The sequence below is a fragment of the Streptomyces sp. MAR4 CNX-425 genome (assembly GCF_048656465.1).
Lineage (GTDB): Bacteria > Actinomycetota > Actinomycetes > Streptomycetales > Streptomycetaceae > Streptomyces.
Genome location: NZ_JBMDLF010000015.1, coordinates 67,192 through 84,614, shown reverse-complemented (window position 1 = coordinate 84,614; position 17,423 = coordinate 67,192). Strand labels below are relative to the sequence as shown.

Here is a 17,423-nt window from a genome sequence, read left to right as displayed (position 1 = left end):
TGCGCCGCCCGAACGCCTCATCCTGTGCGTACCCCACTACCGCGCCCCGGCCACGCGGTGGCAGTCTTCGGTCATGCCGGATTACGCAGCTCTGCGCGCCCGCTACGACCGTGCCACGGCCCGTCTCGACGCCCCGTTCGCCGCCGTCGACACCGAGGCGTTCGACGCCAACGCCGCGGATCTGGTGCGCCGCGCCGGCGGCAAGCCGGTCCGGGTGGCGAGCAAGTCGGTGCGCTGCCGGGCGCTGCTGGAACGGGTGCTGGCCCGGCCCGGCTTCGCCGGGATCATGGCCTTCACGCTCGCCGAGGCGCTGTGGCTGGCCCGCTCCGGCTTCGACGACGTGCTGCTGGCCTACCCCTCCGCGGACCGCGCCGGCTTCGCCGAACTGGCCGGCGACCCGAAGCTCGCCGCCGCGGTGACGGTCATGGTGGACGACCCCGCCCAGCTGGACCTGGTCGACGCGGCCCGCGCCGGCGGGCGCGAGGAGCTGCGCGTCTGCCTGGAGCTGGACACCTCGCTGCGGCTGCTCGGCGGCCGGGTGCGGGTCGGCGCCCGCCGGTCGCCGCTGCACGACCCGGCGGCGCTGGCGGCGGTGGCCCGCGAGGTGGTGCGGCGGCCGGGCTTCCGGCTGGTGGGGCTGATGGCGTACGAGGGGCACGTCGCGGGCGTCGGGGACGACGTGCGCGGGGCGGCGGTGAGGTCGCGCGGGATACGGCTGATGCAGGCGGTGGCCCGGCGGCAGCTCGCCGAGCGGCGGGCGGAGGCGGTGGCGGCGGTGCGCCGGCTGGCGGACCTGGAGTTCGTCAACGGCGGCGGTACGGGCAGCGTCCAGTACACCGCCGCGGAGGACGCGGTCACCGAGGTCGCCGCCGGCTCGGGGCTGTACCAGCCGCGGCTGTTCGACAACTACACCGCGTTCGACGGCCGCCCCGCCGCGGTCTTCGCGCTGCCCGTGGTCCGGCGCCCGGGCGTCGGCGTCGTGACCGTCCTCGGCGGCGGCTACCCCGCCTCCGGCCCCGCGGGCGCGGACCGGCCGCCCGTGCCGTACCTGCCGGAGGGCCTCGCCTACGACCGGCAGGAGGGCGCCGGCGAGGTGCAGACCCCGCTGCTCGGCGGCCCGGCCGACGACCTGCTGGTCGGCGACCGGGTGTGGTTCCGGCACGCGAAGGCCGGCGAGCTGTGCGAGCGGTTCGACGCCCTGCACCTGATCGAGGGCGAGAGCGTCGCCGGGACGGTCCCGACGTACCGCGGCGAGGGCCGTACGTTCCTCTAACACTGACCGCGGCGCGCCCTACAGCGGCGTGACGTACGCGCCCGCGATGCCGCCGTCGACGAGGAACTCGGCGGCGTTGACGAACGACGCGTCGTCGCTCGCCAGGAACGCCACCGCGGCGGCGATCTCCTCCGCCTCCGCGAAGCGGCCGGCGGGGATGTGCACCAGCCGCCGCTCGGCGCGCTCCGGGTCGGCGGCGAACAGCTCTTGCAGCAGCGGGGTGTTGACCGGGCCGGGGCACAGGGCGTTGACGCGGATGCCCTCGCGGGCGAACTGCACGCCCAGCTCGCGGGACATGGCCAGCACGCCGCCCTTGGAGGCGGTGTAGCTGATCTGGGAGGTCGCGGCGCCCATGACGGCCACGAAGGAGGCGGTGTTGACGATGGAGCCGCGGCCCTGGCGCTGCATGTAGGGGAGGGCGGCCTTGCAGCAGAGGTAGACGGAGGTGAGGTTGACCTCCTGCACGCGGCGCCAGGCGTCGATGTCGGTGAGGAGGATGGAGTCGTCCTCGGGCGGGGAGATGCCGGCGTTGTTGAAGGCGACGTCGACCGAGCCGTACGTGTCGTGCGCGGCCCGGAACAGCGCCTCGACGTCGGCGGGGACCGTGACGTCGGTCCGTACGAACAGCCCGCCGGTGGCCTCCGCGGCCGCCTTGCCCGCGGCCTCGTCGACGTCGGCGCAGACGACGTGCGCGCCCTCGGCCGCGAGCCGGCGGGCGGTGGCCAGGCCGATGCCGCTGCCGGCTCCCGTGACGACGGCGGTGCGGCCGGGCAACCGGCGGCAGACGGGGGTCTCGTCGGTCAACGTGCTCACTCCTCGGTACTGATGAAGACGTTCTTGGTCTCGGTGAACGACGCGAGCGCGTCCGGGCCCAGCTCCCGGCCGAGGCCGGACTGCTTGAAGCCGCCGAAGGGCGTCCAGTAGCGCACGCTGGCGTGCGAGTTGACCGAGAGGTTCCCGGCGGCGACGGCGCGCGAGACGCGGACCGCGCGGGCGGTGTCGCGGGTCCAGAGCGAGCCCGAGAGGCCGTACGGGCCGGCGTTGGCCAGGCGTACGGCGTCGGCCTCGTCGTCGAAGGGGTGGACGACGGCGACGGGGCCGAAGACCTCCTCGCGGCTGACCGGGTCGTCGGGGGCGGCGTCGGTGAGGACGGTGGCGGGGTACCAGTAGCCGGGGCCGTCGGGGACCGTGCCGCGGATGGCGGCGGGGCGGGACTCGGGGACGTGGCCGCGGACCCGTTCGCGGTGGGCGGCGGAGATCAGCGGGCCCATCCGCGTGCCGGGGTCGGCGGGGTCGCCGGCGGTGAAGGCGTGGACGGCGGGCTCCAGCAGGGCGAGGAAGCGGTCGTACACGCTGCGCTGGACGAGGATGCGGCTGCGGGCGCAGCAGTCCTGGCCGGTGTTGTCGAGGAACGAGCCGGGGGCGGCGGCCGCGGCGCGCTCCAGGTCGGCATCGGCGAAGACGATGTTCGGGCTCTTGCCACCGAGTTCGAGGGTGACGCGCTTGACCTGCTCGGCGCAGCGCGCGGCGATGCGCCTGCCGACGGCGGTGGAGCCGGTGAACACGATCTTGGCCACGTCCGGGTGGTCCACGAGCGCGGCGCCTGCGACCGGTCCGGCGCCCGGCACCACCTGGAACAGCCCCTCGGGCAGGCCCGCTTCGCGCGCCAGCTCGGCGAGGCGCAGCGCGGTCAGCGGGGTGGCCTCGGCGGGCTTGAGCACGACGGCGTTGCCGGCGGCGAGGGCGGGCGCGGTGCCCCAGGCGGCGATGGGCATGGGGAAGTTCCACGGGGCGATGACGCCGACGACGCCGAGGGGTTCGGCGAAGGTGACGTTCAGCCCGCCGGCGACCGGGATCTGGTGGCCGGTGAGCCGCTCCACTCCCCCGGCGGCGTAGTCGAGGAGGTCGCGTACGTTGCCCGCCTCCCAGCGGGCGGCGGCCACCGGGTGCCCGGCCTCGGCGGTCTCCAGGCGGGCCAGCTCCCCGATCCGGGCGTCGACCTCGGCGGCGAAGCGGCGCAGCAGCCGGGCGCGGTCGCCGGGGGCGAGGGCGGCCCAGTCGCGCTGGGCGGCGGCGGCGCGGGCGACGGCGGCGGCGACCTCGGCGGGCCCGGCGGCCGGGACGGTGGCGACGGTCTCCTCGGTGGCGGGGTTGACGACGGTGTGCTCGTGCGGCGGTGCGGGGGCGGTGGTGGTTTCCGCCGGTGCTGCTGCTTCTGCCAAGGGAGTCGACCTCACATGCGCTCGAAGGACCGGAAGCGTTCCCAGTCGGTGACGGCGGTGTCGTACGCCTCCTGCTCGACCCGCGCCATGTTGCGGTAGTGCCGGACGACGTCCTCGCCGAACGCCTCCCGGGCCAGCGTGCTGCCGCTCCACAGCGCGGCGGCGTCCCGGAGGGTGGCGGGGACCTGCGCGGCGTCGCCGGTGTAGGCGTTGCCGGTGCAGGGCTCGGGGAGTTCGAGCTTGTGCTCGACGCCGTGCAGCCCGGCGGCGATCATCCCGGCGACGGCGAGGTAGGGGTTGACGTCGCCGCCGGGCAGCCGGTTCTCCAGCCGCAGCGAGGCGCCGTGGCCGACGACGCGGACCGCGCAGGTGCGGTTGTCGGGTCCCCAGGCGACGGCGGTGGGGGCGAAGGAGCCGGGGCGGAAGCGCTTGTAGGAGTTGATGTTCGGGGCGTAGAGCAGCGTCAGCTCGGGCAGGCAGGCGAGCTGGCCGGCGACGAAGTGCCGCATGGTCGCGGACATGCCGTACGGGCCGGCGTCCTCGCCGGGGGCGCCGGAGCCGTCGGGCGCGGCGAAGACGGGGGTGCCGTCGGCGTCGCGGACGGACAGGTGGATGTGGCAGGAGTTGCCCTCGCGCTCGTCGTACTTGGCCATGAAGGTCAGCGCCGTGCCCTCCTGGGCGGCGATCTCCTTGGCGCCGGTCTTGTAGATGCTGTGCTGGTCGCAGGTGGTCAGCGCGTCGGCGTAGCGGAAGGCGATCTCGTGCTGGCCGAGGTTGCACTCGCCCTTGGCCGACTCCACGGTCATGCCGGCGGCGCCCATCTCGTTGCGGATGCGGCGCAGCAGGGGCTCGACGCGGCCGGTGCCGAGGACGGAGTAGTCGACGTTGTACTGGTTGACGGGGGTGAGGCCGCGGTACGCGCTGTTCCACGCCTGCTCGTAGGTGTCCCGGAAGACCATGAACTCCAGCTCCGTGCCGACGTACGCGGTCCAGCCGCGGGCGGCGAGGCGGTCGAGCTGGCGCCGCAGCACCTGCCGCGGCGAGGCGGGGACGGGTGTGCCGTCGTGCCAGGCGAGGTCGGCGGTGACCATGGCGGTGCCGGGGTGCCACGGGACGCGGCGCAGGGTGGCGGGGTCGGGGTGCATGGCGAAGTCGCCGTAGCCGCGCTCCCAGGAGGACATCTCGTAGCCGTCGACGGTGTTCATGTCGGCGTCGACGGCCAGCAGGTAGTTGCAGCCCTCGGTGCCGTGCGCCAGGACCTCGTCGAGGAAGAAGCGGGCGGCGAAGCGCTTGCCCTGGAGCCTGCCCTGCATGTCCGTGAAGGCCAGGACGACGGTGTCGAGTTCGCCGGCGTCGACGAGGCGGCGCAGCTCGGGCACGGGCAGCGCGGGGGTGCGGTCGGAGTCGGTCACGGCGCGGTCTCCTCTTCTGCGGACGTCTTAAGGTAGGCCCGGATACCTTTGAAGGGGAAGTAGGCCGGGGCAGCGGGTCGGCGGAGCGGGGGTCGAGGATGCGGGCGTTCACCAGCGCGGCGGCCGGCGACGGGCTGCGGACCGTACTGCGCCCGGTGCGCGCGGGCAACGGCTTCGAGGAGGCGCTGGAGCAGATACTCCAGGTGCTGCGGCTGGGCCTGGTGCCGCCGGGCGGGCGGCTGCCCGCGGAGCGCGAGCTGGCGGAGCGGCTGCGGATCAGCCGGGTGACGCTGCGGGACGTGCTGAAGGTGCTGCAGGACGAGGGGCTGGTGGAGAGCCGCCGGGGGCGCTACGGCGGCACGTTCGTACGGGAGCGCACGCCCGCGCGCCGGGACGCGCAGGAGGAACTGCGCCGGCGCACGGAGCGTACGGACCTGGAGGACGTGCTCCGCTTCCGCGAGGTGCTGGAGACGGGCGCCGCGGAGCTGTGCGCCGGCGCCGGGCTCGCGGCTAGCCAGCGGACGCGGCTGCGGGCCGCGCTGGCGGCGACGCAGGACGCGCCGCTGGACGGCTACCGGCGGCTGGACACCCTGCTGCACCTGACGCTGGCGGAGCTGGCGGGCTCGCCGCGGCTCGCGGCGCAGTACGCGGCCGTACGGGCCACCGTCAACGACCTGTTGGACTGTATCCCGCTGCTGGTCAGGAACCTGGAGCACAGTCAGGCGCAGCACGCCGCGCTGGTCGGCGCGGTGCTGGAGGGCGATCCGGACGCCGCCCGCGAGGTGATGCGCGAGCACTGCGCCGGCACGGCGGCGCTGCTGCGCGGCTTCCTGGGCTGAGCGCCGGGGCGGCCGCCGGGTGGCGTAACAGGACGTTCACGCAGGGGGCTTGCGCTCGCCACCGCGCCGCCGCAAAGGTATGGGACCACACCATTACGTGACTCCCCCACCGTCCGTTCAGTCAGGAGCGGCACCATGAGCGAAGGCACCGAGTCCCGCCCCGCACCGCCCGGCCCCCGCGCCGCCCCCGACGACGCCGCGGGCTCCCCGACCGGCCCGCGGGCCGCCGCGGACGACGCGTACCTCAAGCGCCGCGCGCTCCGCACCGGCAGCGCCGGCCCGCTGCTGCTCACCGGCCTCGGCGTGGCGTACGTCGTCTCCGGCGACTTCTCCGGCTGGAACTTCGGCCTGGCGGAGGGCGGTTTCGGCGGCCTGGCCATCGCCGCGCTGCTGATGGGGGTGATGTACACCTGCCTGGTCTTCGCCCTCGCCGAGCTGGCCGCCGTGCTGCCCACGGCGGGCGGCGGCTACGGCTTCGCGCGCAAGGCGCTCGGTCCCTGGGGCGGGTTCCTGACCGGGACGGCCATCCTCATCGAGTACATCCTGGCGCCGGCCGCGATCGTCATCTTCATCGGCGACTACGTCGAGTCGCTGGAGCTGTTCGGGCTCACCTCCGGCTGGCCCGTCTACCTCGCCTGCTTCGCGATCTTCCTCGGCATCCACCTGTGGGGCGTCGGCGAGGCGCTGCGCTTCAGCCTCGTCGTCACCGCCGTCGCGGTCGCGGCGCTGCTGATCTTCGCCGTCGGCGCGGTCACCGAGTTCAGCGCCGGGTCGCTCAACGACATCCCCGTCGACGAGTCCGCCTTCGGCGCCGGCTCCTGGCTGCCGTTCGGGATCATGGGCATCTGGGCGGCGTTCCCGTTCGGCATGTGGTTCTTCCTCGGCGTGGAGGGCGTGCCGCTGGCCGCGGAGGAGACCAGGGACCCGTCCCGTACGCTGCCGCGCGCGATGGCCTGGGCGATGGGCATCCTGCTGCTGCTCGCCGTCGTCACCTTCGTCACCGCGGCCGGCGCGCGCGGCCCGGCGGCCGTGCAGGACGCGGGCAACCCGCTGGTCGAGGCGCTGCAGCCGGACGGCGAGGCGACCGCGCTGAGCCGGTTCGTCAACTACGCGGGCCTCGCCGGGCTCGTCGCCTCCTTCTTCTCGCTCATCTACGCCGGTTCGCGGCAGCTCTTCGCGCTCTCCCGGGCCGGCTACCTGCCCCGCGCCCTCTCCCTCACCTCCCGCCGCAGGGCCCCGTACCTGGGCCTGCTGGTGCCCGGCACGATCGGCTTCGGGCTGGCGGCCGGGACGGGCGACGGGGCGCGGATGCTGAACGTCGCGGTGTTCGGCGCCACCATCTCGTACGCCCTGATGGCCCTCTCGCACCTCGTGCTGCGCCGCCGGGAACCGGGGCTGCACAGGCCGTACCGCACCCCCGGCGGGGCGCTGACCTCGTCGGTGGCGTTCGTGCTCGCGCTGTCGGCGCTGGTGGCGACGTTCCTGGTGGACAAGTGGGCGGCGATGATCGCGGGTTGCGTATACGCGGTGGCAGTGGGGTATTTCGCGCTCTACAGTCGGCACCGTCTGGTCGCGGCCGCACCCGAGGAGGAGTTCGCGGCGCTGGCGGCGGCGGAGGCGGAACTCGAACGCACCCAGGTGAGGAAGAACGGATGACCCGGCCCCTGATCGGCATCTCCACCTACCTCGTCGACGAGGCCCGGTGGGGGCAGTGGCAGCTGCCCGCCGCCCTGCTGCCCGCCGGCTACCACCGCCTCGCCCAGCGCGCCGGCGGCCTGCCGGCGCTGCTCCCGCCGGACGACCCGGCCCGCGCGGCGGAGACGCTGCGCCGCCTCGACGGCCTGGTCGTCACCGGCGGCCCGGACCTGGACCCGGCGCGCTACGGCGCGCCCGCGGATCCGCGTACGGACGCGCCCACCGCGACCTCACGCGCGCGTGACGCCTGGGAGCTGGCCCTGATCGACGCGGCGCTGGCGGCGGAGCTGCCGCTGCTGGGGATCTGCCGCGGGGCGCAGCTGCTGAACGTCGCGTGCGGCGGCACGCTGCGTCAGCACATGGAGGGCCACCGCGAACAGCCGGGCGTCTTCGGCGAGCACGAGGTCAAGCCGGTCCCGGGCACCCGGCTCGCCGCGCTGCTGCCGGAGGCGGTGACGGTCCCGGCGTACCACCACCAGGCGGTGGCGGAGCTGGGCGACGGCGTGATCGCGTCCGCGTACGCGGCGGACGGGGTGGTGGAGGCGGTGGAGCTGCCGGACGCGGGGGGCTTCGCGCTGGGGGTGCAGTGGCACCCGGAGATGGGCGAGGACGTGCGGGTGATGCGGGGCCTGGTGGCGGCGGCGGGCTGAGCGGTCCGCCGCACTCAGGGCGGGGACCGGAACGCCCCCGTTCCGCCTACGGGCTCCGCCGCGTCAGGGACAGCAGATCCCGCGCCGGGCCCGACGGGCGCTGGCCGCGCGGCCACACCGCCCGCAGCGTCCGCGTCAGGTCCAGCCCCGGCACCGGCACCGCCACCAGCCGCCGCGCCGCCACCTCGTCGGCCACCGCCAGCTCCGACAGCACCGCCGGCCCCGCCCCCGTCACCGCCGCCGACTTCACCGCCGTCGTCGACGCCAGCTCCAGCAGCGGCACCCCCAGGCCCCCGTGCGGGGCGAGCGCCGCGTCCAGCACCTGCCGCGTACCCGAACCCTGCTCCCGCAGCACCAGCGCCGCCCCCGCCAGCTCCGCCGGCGGCAGCTCCCGGCGCCGCGCCCACGCGTGCGACGGCGCCACCACCACCAGCAGCCGGTCGTGCCCGATGACCGCCCCGTCCAGCCCCGGCGGCACCCCCGGGCCCTCCACGAACCCCAGGTCCGCCGACCCGTCCCGGACCTGCGCCGCCACCGCCACCGAGTTCCCCGCGTGCAGCGACACCGCCGTCTCCGGCCGGGCCGCGCGCAGCGCGACCAGCCAGCCGGGCAGCAGGTACTCCGCCACCGTGAGGCTCGCCGCCACCCGCAGCCGCGAGTCGCGGCGCGCGCGCAGCGCCTGCGCGCCCGCGTCGAACGCCTCCGCGGCCTCGACCACCCGCCGGGCCCACTCCGTGACGACGCCGCCCGCCTCCGTCAGCCGCGACCCGGCCGGCGAGCGGTGCACCAGCGCGACGCCCAGCTGCCGTTCCATGGCGCGCAGGCGCGCGCTCGCGGCCGGCTGGCTCACGCCGACGGCCCGCGCCGCCCGCCCGAGGCTGCCCAGCCGGGCGACGGCGAGCAGCAGCTCCAGCGCCGCCAGATCCGGCACCCGGCGGGCCGGCGACGGCGCCGGGCCGCCCCCGGGCTCGTCCTCGCTCATAACCCCAGCTTATGACCCGATAGCGGAACGGCCTCTACCGGGCACCCGCCACCCCCGCGAGGCTGGCGCCATGGCCGCCACCGCCCTCGTACGCCCCCGCCCCGCCGCCCCCGCCCGTCCCCGGCTCTCCGTCCGCGAACTCGGCCCCAACTGGTACGCCGCCGTCATGGGCACCGCCGTCGTCGCCACGGCCGGCCCCGCGGTCGGCCTGCCCGCCGCCGCGCTCACGCCCGTCTGGGCGCTCTCCGCCGTCCTCCTCGCCGCCCTCCTGGCCGCGCGCGCCGTGCACTGGGCCCGGCACGCCGACCGCGCCCGCGAGCACCTCGCCAATCCGGCGGTCGCGCCGTTCTACGGCTGCCTGTCGATGGCCCTGCTCGCCGTGGGCGCCGCGACCGGCGCCGTGGGGACGCGGGTGACCGGCGCCGGCGCGGCGTTCGCCGCGCAGGCCGCGCTGTGGGTGGCGGGTACGGCGGTGGGCCTGGTGGCGGCCGTGGCGGTGCCGTACCTGCTGGTCGTACGCCACCGGGTGCGGCCCGGCGACGCGTCCCCGGTGTGGCTGCTGCCGGTGGTGGCACCGATGGTGGCGGCGGCGACGGGCCCGGCGCTGGCGCCGCGGCTGCCGGCGGGGCAGTGGCGGGAGTCGCTGGTGCTGGGCTGCTTCGCGATGTTCGGGATGAGCCTGCTGGCGACGCTGCTGATGCTGCCGCCGGTCTTCGTCCGGCTGGTGGAGCGGGGCCCGCTGCCGCCGGCGCTGACGCCGGCGCTGTTCCTGGTGCTGGGGCCGCTCGGGCAGTCGACGACGGCGGCGGGCGCGCTGGCGGACGGCTCGGCGGCGGTGCCGGGGGCGTTCGCGACGCTGTACGGGGTGCCGGTGCTGGGCTTCGCGCTGCTGTGGCTGGCGGTGGCGGGGGCGCTGGTCGTACGGGCCGCGCGCCGCGGCATGCCGTTTGCGCTGACGTGGTGGGCCTTCACGTTCCCCGTCGGCACCTGCGTGACCGGCGCGGCGAGCCTGGCGGAGCACACCGGACTGACCGCGTTCCGGGCGCTGGCGGCGCTGCTGTACGGGCTGCTGGTGGCGGCGTGGCTGACGGCGGCGGTGCGTACCACGGCGGCGGTGGCCCGCGGCGAGCTGCTCGGGGCCGCGGCCGGCCGCTGACCCGGCGCCGTAGCCTTAAGGGCATGGCAGGCAGGCGGGTGGTGTCCCTGGTTCCGTCGCTGACGGAGGCGATCGCCGTCTCGGCACCCGGCGCGCTCGTCGGCGCGACCGACTGGTGCAGCCACCCGGCCGGCCTCGATGTCGTACGGGTGCGGGGGACGAAGAACCCGGACGTCGAGCGGATCGTCGCGCTCGCCCCGGACCTGGTCGTCGCCAACGAGGAGGAGAACCGCGGGCCCGACCTGGACGCGCTGCGCGCGGCGGGGCTCACGGTGCTGGTCACCGAAGTCCGCACGCTGGAGCAGGCGTTCACCGAGCTGGCGCAGGTGCTGACGGCGTGCGGGGCGGCGGCGCGGCCGGGGTGGCTGGCCGCCGCGGAGGCGGCGTGGCGGGACGTACGGCCGGGTCCCGGGCTGCGGCGGCGGGCGGTGGTGCCGGTGTGGCGGCGGCCGTGGATGGTGCTGGGGCGGGAGACGTTCGCCGGGGACCTGCTGGCGCGGCTGGGGGTGGAGAACGTGTACGCGGGGCACGCGGAGCGGTATCCGCGGGTGCCGCTGGCGGAGCTGCGGGCGAGCGGGGCGGAGCTGGTGGTGCTGCCGGACGAGCCGTACGCCTTCGCGCCGGACGACGGGCCGGAGGCGTTCCCGGGGACGGCGGCCGCGCTGCTGAGCGGGCGGCATCTGACGTGGTACGGGCCCTCGCTGGCGGCGGCGCCGGCGGTGCTGGGGGCCGCGCTGGCGGCGGCGGGCAGGGCGTAGCGGCACGGGCCACAGCGGCGCGGGGCGCGGGCGCGGACAGGCGGACGCCCCGCCCTCCCCCACGCGGGGGGACGACGGGGCGCCCGGTGTCAGCCGCGGCCGCCGGTCAGGAGACCGGTGCGATCCGCTCGACGACCTCGGGATGGTCCTCCATCCACTTGCGGGCGGACTCCTTCTCGTTGCCCTCCCCGCCGTTCTGGATCTCGACCTCCAGCGAGGACAGCTCCTCCTCGGAGAGCGTGAAGTCCTTCAGCCACTCGTGGAACTCCGGGAAGTCCTTGGCGAAGTCCTTCTTGGCCACGGTGTGGATGTCGTCGCCCTCGCCCCAGGCCCCCTTCGGGTCCTCCAGCTTGGTCAGGTCCCACTTGCCGTAGGCCCAGTGCGGCGACCACAGCGTGACGACGATCGGCTCCTTGCTCTCGTACGCGCTCTCCAGCTCGGCGAGCATCGAGGACGTGGACGAGGAGACGACCTCCCAGTCCTCCAGGCCGTACTCGTTGACGACCTTGTCCTTCAGGATCCCCATCATGCCGGCGCTGGCCTCGATGCCGATGATCTTCCCGTCGAACTCGCCCTTGTGGTCCTTCAGATCCTCAAGGGACTTGATGTCCTTCATGTACGACGGGACGGACAGCTCCAGCGTCGTCGGCCCGTACCAGGAACCGACGTCGGTGAGGTTGTCACCGAATCTCTTCCAGTACTGCTCGTGCGTCGTCGGCAGCCAGGCGTCGAACTGGACGTCCATCTGGCCCTCGGCGAGCGCCGTGTACAGCGGCCCGGGGTCGAGCTGACTGACGTTGGTCTTGTAGCCGCGGTCCTCCAGCACGTTCTGCCACAGGTACGTGGACGCGATGGCCTCGTCCCACGGGAAGTAGCCGAGGTTCACGGTCTTGCCCGCGCCCTTGCCCTGCGTGGCGCCGTCGCCGCCGCCGTTCGGCAGCGGGGCGATCTTGTCGACGTAGCCCTTGTTCTGGTCGAGCCAGTCGCGGACGGCCTGCCGCTCCTTGCCCTCACCGGCGTCGACGATCATCTCCTCCAGGCTGGTGAGCTCCTTCTCCTTCATGGTGAAGTTGCTCAGCCACTCGGCGACGACGGGCTCGTCCTTCGCGAAGCCCTTGCGGGCGGTGGTGTGCACGTCGTCGCCGGAGCCCCAGGCCTCCTTGGGGTCCGCCAGCTTGGTCAGGTCGTACTTGCTGTACGCCCAGTGCGGCGACCACAGCGTGACGACGACGGGCTCCTCGGCCTGGTACGCGCGCTCCAGCTCGGCGAGCATCGAGGACGTGGACGAGGAGACGACCTCCCAGTCCTCCAGGCCGTACTCGTTGACGACCTTGTCCTTCAGGATCCCCATCATGCCGGCGCTGGCCTCGATGCCGATGATCTTCCCGCCGAACTCGCCCTTGTGGTCCTTCAGATCCTCAAGGGACTTGATGTCCTTCATGTACGACGGGACGGACAGCTCCAGCGTCGTCGGCCCGTACCAGGCGCCCAGGTCCTCCATCTTGTCGCCGAACTTGTTCCAGTACTGCTCGTGCGTGACGGGCAGCCAGGCGTCGGTCTGGAAGTCGACCTGGCCCTCGGAGACGGCGGTGAAGAGCGGGCCCGGGTCGAGCTGCTTGGTCTCGACCTCGAAGCCGCGCTGCTCCAGCACCTCCTGCCACAGGTACGTGGAGGCGATGCCCTCGTCCCACGGGATGTAGCCGATGTCGATCTGGCGGCCCTCGCCGACGTCCGTGGAGGCGGCGGGCTGGGTGCCCTCGTCGTCGTCCTCGGCCAGGTTCAGCCCGCCGGCGAGCAGCGCCAGCACCACGATGCCCACGGTGGCGATGGCCGTGGTGGGCTTGTAGTGCAGGAACTTCCACCGGTCGACCGCGGCCGCGGTCTTGGCGAGCGCGCGCCGGCCGAGCGGCGAGACGCGCTGGTTGAGCGCGCCGGTCATCCGGTCCAGGTACATGGCGAGGATGACGACCGCGAGGCCGCTCTCGAAGCCGGTGCCGATGGCGACCCGGGTGACGGCGTTGTAGACGACCTCGCCGAGGCCGCCGCCGCCGACCATACCGGCGATGACGACCATGGACAGCGCCAGCATGATGACCTGGTTGACGCCGGCCATGATCGTCGGCAGCGCCAGCGGCAGCTGCACGCGGCGCAGCGTGTCGGCGGGCCTGGTGCCGAACGCCTCGGCGGCCTCGACCAGCTCCGCGTCGACCTGCCGGATGCCCAGCTCGGTCATGCGCACGCCGGGCGGCATGGCGAACACGATGGTCGCGATGATGCCCGGGGTGATGCCGATGGAGAAGAAGATGACGCCCGGGATCAGATAGACGAAGGCGGGCATCGTCTGCATGAAGTCCAGCATCGGCCGCACGGCCGTACTGACGATCTTGTTACGCGCCGCCCAGATACCCACCGGCACCGCGACCACCACGGTGATCACGGTGGCGACCAGCACCATCGACAGGGTTTCCATGGCCTCCGGCCACAGTTGCACCGAGTCGATGACCGCAAAGCCGGCGAACGCCAGGATCGCGGGCGCCGGGCCGCGCAGCCAGAAGGCGATCACGGCGAAGATGCCGGCCATGACGAGCGGTTCCGGGGCGTCGAGGACGGCGTTGACGCCGTCGTACATGCCCGTGAGGACCGTGTCGATGAAGTCGAAGAGCCAGCCCAGGTGGTCCTTGAGCCAGTCGACGGCGGACTCGACCCGGGATCCGAAGTCGATCTCAGGCACCCGCGATCACCTTTTCGCCCTCGTCGTCGCCGGTCTGTTCGCCGAGGATGGACAGCAGCCGGCCGCGCTCCACGAGGCCGACCAGGTCGCCGTCGGCGTCGGTGACGCCGACCGCGTCGTCGCCGGTGGCGAACGGGCCGAACAGCTCGGCCACCGGGGTGTCCTCGGTGACGCTGACGGGTGCGGTCTCGCGCAGTTCCTTCGGGGAGAGGCCGTCCTGCGGCTCCTCCATGATCGAGCCGGCGGTGAGCACCCGGGTGCGGTCGACGTCCTCGACGAAGCGCCGGACGTAGTCGTCCGCGGGCCGGACGAGGATGTCCTCGGGGCTGCCGATCTGGACGATGCGGCCGTCGCGCATGACGGCGATGCGGTCGCCCAGGCGCATGGCCTCGTTGAGGTCGTGGGTAATGAAGACGATGGTCTTCTTCAGCTTGGACTGCAGCTCGATCAGCTGGTCCTGCATGTCCCGCCGGATCAGCGGGTCGAGGGCGCTGAAGGACTCGTCCATGAGAAGCAGGTCGGCATCGGTGGCCAGCGCGCGGGCGAGGCCGACGCGCTGCTTCATGCCGCCGGACAGCTCATCGGGCCAGTGGTGCTCCCAGCCCTCCAGGCCGGTCAGCTCCAGCGCCTCCGTGGCGCGCCGCTCACGCTCCTCCTTGGGTACGCCCTGGACCTCCAGCCCATACGCGGCATTCTCCAGGACGCTGCGGTGCGGGAAGAGCGCGAAGTGCTGGAAGACCATGCTGATCTTCTTCGAGCGCACCTCCCGCAGCCCGCGGTCCGTCAGCGACGTCAGGTCCTGGCCGTCGAAGAGCACCCGGCCCGACGTCGCGTCGAGCAACCCGTTGAGCATGCGCAGCAATGTCGACTTGCCGGACCCGGAGAGGCCCATGACCACGAATATCTCGCCCGGCTGGACGGTGAACGAGGCGTCCACCACCGCCGCCGTCGTGCCTTTCTTGCGAAGTTTTTCGCGGTCCTCGCCCGCATCCAGCCTGGCGACCGCTTCCTCTGGCCGTTTGCCGAACACCTTGTACAGGTGCTCCGCCTGGAGCCTGCTCACATACACCTCACGCTTCGAACGGAAAAATCGACCTGCCTCCCCCGTCGGCAGGTCGTGGAGTGACGCGGGTTCTGCCCCTGTGCTTCCCGAATTGTCCGTGTATAGACCATCGGTTCACTCCACTTCCGCCGCTGCCCAGGATGACGGTGTCCAAACCACTGCGTGATCCAGTTCACATCGCGACCGCGTTTGGTCGCGGCGAATGCGGCATCATCTGGGGATGACCCGACGCCTGATGCTGCTCGACACGGCCAGCCTCTACTTCCGCGCGTACTTCGGTGTACCGGAATCGGTCACGGCCCCGGACGGCACCCCCGTGAACGCCGTGCGGGGGCTGCTGGACTTCATCTCCCGGCTCGTCGCCGACCACCGCCCGGACGACCTCGTCGCGTGCATGGACGCCGACTGGCGGCCCCAGTGGCGGGTGGACCTCATCCCCTCGTACAAGGCCCACCGGGTCGCCGAGGAGCACCCCGGCGAGGCCGAGGCGGACGAGGAGGAGGTGCCGGACACGCTGTCGCCGCAGGTGCCGGTGATCGAGGACGTGCTCGACGCCCTCGGCATCGCGCGGGTGGGGGTGGCCCCGTACGAGGCGGACGACGTGATCGGCACGCTCACCGCGCACGCGGCCGGTCCCGTGGACATCATCACCGGCGACCGCGACCTGTTCCAGCTCATCGACGACGACCGCGGGGTGCGGGTGGTCTACCCCGTCAAGGGCGTCGGGAACGCCACCGTCATGGACGGCGCGGCGCTGCGCGGGAAGTACGGCGTCGACGGCCCCGGCTACGCCGACCTCGCCCTGCTGCGCGGCGACCCGAGCGACGGCCTGCCGGGCGTGCCGGGCATCGGCGAGAAGACGGCGGCGAAGCTGCTCGACGCGTACGGCGACCTCGCCGGGATCATGGCCGCCGTCGACGACCCCGCCTCGCGGCTCACCCCGGCGCAGCGGCGCCGGCTCGCCGAGGCGCGGCCGTACGTCGAGGTGGCGCCGAAGGTGGTGCGGGTCGCGGCGGACGTGCCGCTGCCGGCGTACGAGCCGGAGCTGCCGCGGACGCCGCGGGACCCGGAGCGGCTGGCGGCGCTCGCGAAGCGGTGGGGGCTCGGGGGCTCGCTGGAGCGGCTGCTGACGACGCTGCACGGCTGAGCGCGGCCGGGACCCGGGCCGGGGCGGGCCCGGGGGAGGGCTGACCGGGGGCTGACGGGCGGCTGACCGGAGCGGGCCGTCCGGCGCGGAGCGGGCGGTTTCCGGCCACGGGCCGATGGCCGGGATGTTAGGTTAGGTAACCCTAACTTCCCCTCGTCCCGGAGGTTCCCGTGGCAGACCGCCCCGCCGGCCGGAAGCGCCAGGTCCACACCGCCCGCGTGGTGCGTACGGAGCAACTCACCCCGCACATGGTGCGCGTGGTCCTCGGCGACGCCGAACTGCCCGGCTTCACGGCGGGCGAGTGGACCGACCACTACGTCAAGCTCCTCTTCCCCGCGCCGGGCGCCGCCTACCCGGAGCCGTACGACCTGGACGCCATCCGCCGCGACCTGCCCCGCGACCGCTGGCCGGTGACGCGCACGTACACCGTGCGCCGCTGGGACCCCAAGGCGCGCGAGGTGACGCTCGACTTCGTCGTGCACGGCGAGAGCGGCGTGGCCGGCCCGTGGGCGCTGCGCGCGCGGCCGGGCGAGACGGTGCGCTTCCTCGGCCCCGGCGGCGCGTACGCGCCGAGCCCGGCGGCCGACTGGCACCTGCTGGCCGGCGACGAGAGCGCGCTGCCCGCCATCGCCGCCTCGCTGGAGCGGGTGCCCGACGGCGCCGTCGCGCACGTGCTCGTCGAGGTCGCCGACGAGGCCGAGCGGCAGCCGCTCGCCGCCCCCGAGGGCGCCGCCGTCACCTGGCTCCACCGCGACGGCGGCCCGGTGGGCCGGGCCCTCGTGGCGGCGGTGCGGGCGCTGGACTTCCCGCCCGGCCGGGCGCACGCCTTCGTGCACGGCGAGGCCGGGATGGTCAAGGAGCTGCGCCGGCACCTGCGGCTGGAGCGGGGGCTGCCGCGCGAGCAGCTGTCGATCTCCGGGTACTGGCGGCTCGGCCACGACGAGGACGGCTGGCAGTCCTCGAAGAAGCGGTGGAACGAGGCCGTCGAGCGCGAGCAGGAGGGTGCGGAGCCGGCCGTCGGCTCCGCACCCTGAGCCCCGTTCCCGCGGGCCGCCTCAGACGGAGCGCTGGTACGTCCGGAACGTACGCGTCGACAGCCACACCGCCGCCACCGCCACCGCGAGCAGCGCGCCGCCCCGGGCCAGCAGCCCGGCGATCCCGCCCGCGTAGTCCGCGCCGGCGAGCAGCCCGAGCAGGATGATCACGACGGACTGCACGGGCACGCTGACGCCGTTGTTCACCACGTTGGCGTTCATCAGCGCCCCGCGGCTGACCGGGGTGGTCAGAAACCGGTTGAGGGTGCCGCGCTCGATCTCCTCCAGCGTGCCCATCCCGGCCCACATGCTGGAGCCGAGCGCGGTCATCACCACCACGCCGGGGGTCAGGTAGTCCAGGTACGAACCGGTGCCGTCAACACGAGATGTATCGCGACTTTGGGGCCGGGTCCAGCCGAGTGGCGACCCCTGGTCCTTTGCGGTGGACTTCGCCCCGCCCG

General features: G+C 74.1%; 14 protein-coding genes and 1 pseudogene. 8 read left to right on the top strand and 7 right to left on the bottom strand.

Annotated features, from left to right (window positions below; all coding sequences use genetic code 11):
• Positions 1-73: 73 nt before the first annotated feature.
• Positions 74-1,273: an amino acid deaminase/aldolase gene (locus ACHZ99_RS31185; protein ID WP_420308185.1), complete on the top strand. Its 1,200-nt coding sequence runs from the start codon at positions 74-76 to the stop codon at positions 1,271-1,273.
• 18 nt (positions 1,274-1,291) lie between these two features.
• Here ACHZ99_RS31185 and ACHZ99_RS31180 read toward each other — a convergent pair whose 3' ends face one another.
• Genes ACHZ99_RS31180 through ACHZ99_RS31170 form a run of 3 tightly spaced genes read right to left on the bottom strand, consistent with a single transcriptional unit; the run spans position 1,292 to position 4,907 of the window.
• Entirely contained in the window at positions 1,292-2,077 is a 786-nt protein-coding gene (locus tag ACHZ99_RS31180) for a 3-oxoacyl-ACP reductase (RefSeq protein WP_420308184.1), read from the bottom strand.
• 5 nt (positions 2,078-2,082) lie between these two features.
• A complete protein-coding gene (locus tag ACHZ99_RS31175) occupies positions 2,083-3,495 on the bottom strand; it encodes an aldehyde dehydrogenase family protein (protein WP_420308183.1) in 1,413 nt (470 codons plus the stop codon).
• Between the two features lie 11 nt (positions 3,496-3,506).
• The gene (locus ACHZ99_RS31170; protein ID WP_420308182.1) at positions 3,507-4,907 is read right to left on the bottom strand and encodes a glutamine synthetase family protein; all 1,401 of its coding nucleotides are present in this window, start codon (positions 4,905-4,907) and stop codon (positions 3,507-3,509) included.
• Positions 4,908-5,005: 98 nt separating this feature from the next.
• Between ACHZ99_RS31170 and ACHZ99_RS31165 the strand changes: the two genes are divergently transcribed.
• The 3 genes from ACHZ99_RS31165 to ACHZ99_RS31155 all read left to right on the top strand — a co-directional run bounded on the left by ACHZ99_RS31165 (position 5,006) and on the right by ACHZ99_RS31155 (position 8,091).
• Entirely contained in the window at positions 5,006-5,746 is a 741-nt protein-coding gene (locus ACHZ99_RS31165) for a FadR/GntR family transcriptional regulator (RefSeq protein ID WP_420308181.1), read from the top strand.
• A 135-nt stretch (positions 5,747-5,881) separates the two neighbouring features.
• Positions 5,882-7,402, top strand: coding sequence for an ethanolamine permease (eat, locus tag ACHZ99_RS31160; RefSeq protein WP_420308180.1), 1,521 nt, complete (start codon positions 5,882-5,884; stop codon positions 7,400-7,402).
• Positions 7,399-8,091, top strand: a complete 693-nt coding sequence (locus tag ACHZ99_RS31155) for a gamma-glutamyl-gamma-aminobutyrate hydrolase family protein (protein ID WP_420308179.1) — start codon at positions 7,399-7,401, stop codon at positions 8,089-8,091. The genes eat and ACHZ99_RS31155 overlap by 4 nt, the downstream gene beginning before the upstream one ends.
• A gap of 46 nt (positions 8,092-8,137) precedes the next feature.
• On the opposite strand, the gene ACHZ99_RS31150 is transcribed toward ACHZ99_RS31155, so the two are convergent.
• Positions 8,138-9,073, bottom strand: coding sequence for a LysR family transcriptional regulator (locus ACHZ99_RS31150; RefSeq protein ID WP_420308178.1), 936 nt, complete (start codon positions 9,071-9,073; stop codon positions 8,138-8,140).
• Positions 9,074-9,143: 70 nt separating this feature from the next.
• Between ACHZ99_RS31150 and ACHZ99_RS31145 the strand changes: the two genes are divergently transcribed.
• Both ACHZ99_RS31145 and ACHZ99_RS31140 read left to right on the top strand, forming a co-directional pair.
• Positions 9,144-10,229 carry a C4-dicarboxylate ABC transporter gene (locus ACHZ99_RS31145; RefSeq protein ID WP_420308177.1) on the top strand — a complete coding sequence of 362 codons (1,086 nt, stop codon included), beginning with the start codon at positions 9,144-9,146 and terminating at the stop codon, positions 10,227-10,229.
• 23 nt (positions 10,230-10,252) lie between these two features.
• On the top strand, positions 10,253-10,987 hold the full coding sequence (locus ACHZ99_RS31140) for a helical backbone metal receptor (protein ID WP_420308176.1): 735 nt from the start codon (positions 10,253-10,255) through the stop codon (positions 10,985-10,987).
• A gap of 106 nt (positions 10,988-11,093) precedes the next feature.
• Here the strand turns inward: ACHZ99_RS31140 and ACHZ99_RS31135 are convergent, their stop codons facing one another.
• Positions 11,094-13,718 carry an ABC transporter permease/substrate binding protein gene (locus ACHZ99_RS31135; RefSeq protein ID WP_420308175.1) on the bottom strand — a complete coding sequence of 875 codons (2,625 nt, stop codon included), beginning with the start codon at positions 13,716-13,718 and terminating at the stop codon, positions 11,094-11,096.
• Positions 13,711-14,787: a quaternary amine ABC transporter ATP-binding protein gene (locus ACHZ99_RS31130; protein WP_420308174.1), complete on the bottom strand. Its 1,077-nt coding sequence runs from the start codon at positions 14,785-14,787 to the stop codon at positions 13,711-13,713. The genes ACHZ99_RS31135 and ACHZ99_RS31130 overlap by 8 nt, the downstream gene beginning before the upstream one ends.
• A 229-nt stretch (positions 14,788-15,016) precedes the next feature.
• Here ACHZ99_RS31130 and ACHZ99_RS31125 point away from each other — a divergent pair, with 229 nt between their 5' ends.
• Entirely contained in the window at positions 15,017-15,928 is a 912-nt protein-coding gene (locus ACHZ99_RS31125) for a 5'-3' exonuclease (protein WP_420308213.1), read from the top strand.
• 170 nt (positions 15,929-16,098) lie between these two features.
• Positions 16,099-16,962, top strand: coding sequence for a siderophore-interacting protein (locus ACHZ99_RS31120; RefSeq protein ID WP_420308173.1), 864 nt, complete (start codon positions 16,099-16,101; stop codon positions 16,960-16,962).
• 21 nt (positions 16,963-16,983) lie between these two features.
• On the opposite strand, the pseudogene ACHZ99_RS31115 reads toward ACHZ99_RS31120, so the two are convergent.
• Positions 16,984-17,337 (bottom strand): annotated as a pseudogene (locus ACHZ99_RS31115) (ABC transporter permease); the annotation flags it as partial.
• Positions 17,338-17,423 lie beyond the last annotated feature (86 nt).

Bases quoted from the DNA above. Each gene is read 5' to 3' on its own strand.
- ACHZ99_RS31185 (WP_420308185.1), top strand. From the start codon at position 74: ATGCCGGATTACGCAGCTCTGCGCGCCCGCTACGACCGTGCCACGGCC.
- ACHZ99_RS31125 (WP_420308213.1), top strand. From the start codon at position 15,017: ATGCTGCTCGACACGGCCAGCCTCTACTTCCGCGCGTACTTCGGTGTA.
- ACHZ99_RS31140 (WP_420308176.1), top strand. From the start codon at position 10,253: ATGGCAGGCAGGCGGGTGGTGTCCCTGGTTCCGTCGCTGACGGAGGCG.
- ACHZ99_RS31155 (WP_420308179.1), top strand. From the start codon at position 7,399: ATGACCCGGCCCCTGATCGGCATCTCCACCTACCTCGTCGACGAGGCC.
- ACHZ99_RS31165 (WP_420308181.1), top strand. From the start codon at position 5,006: ATGCGGGCGTTCACCAGCGCGGCGGCCGGCGACGGGCTGCGGACCGTA.
- ACHZ99_RS31145 (WP_420308177.1), top strand. From the start codon at position 9,144: ATGGCCGCCACCGCCCTCGTACGCCCCCGCCCCGCCGCCCCCGCCCGT.
- eat (WP_420308180.1), top strand. From the start codon at position 5,882: ATGAGCGAAGGCACCGAGTCCCGCCCCGCACCGCCCGGCCCCCGCGCC.
- ACHZ99_RS31150 (WP_420308178.1), bottom strand. From the start codon at position 9,073: ATGAGCGAGGACGAGCCCGGGGGCGGCCCGGCGCCGTCGCCGGCCCGC.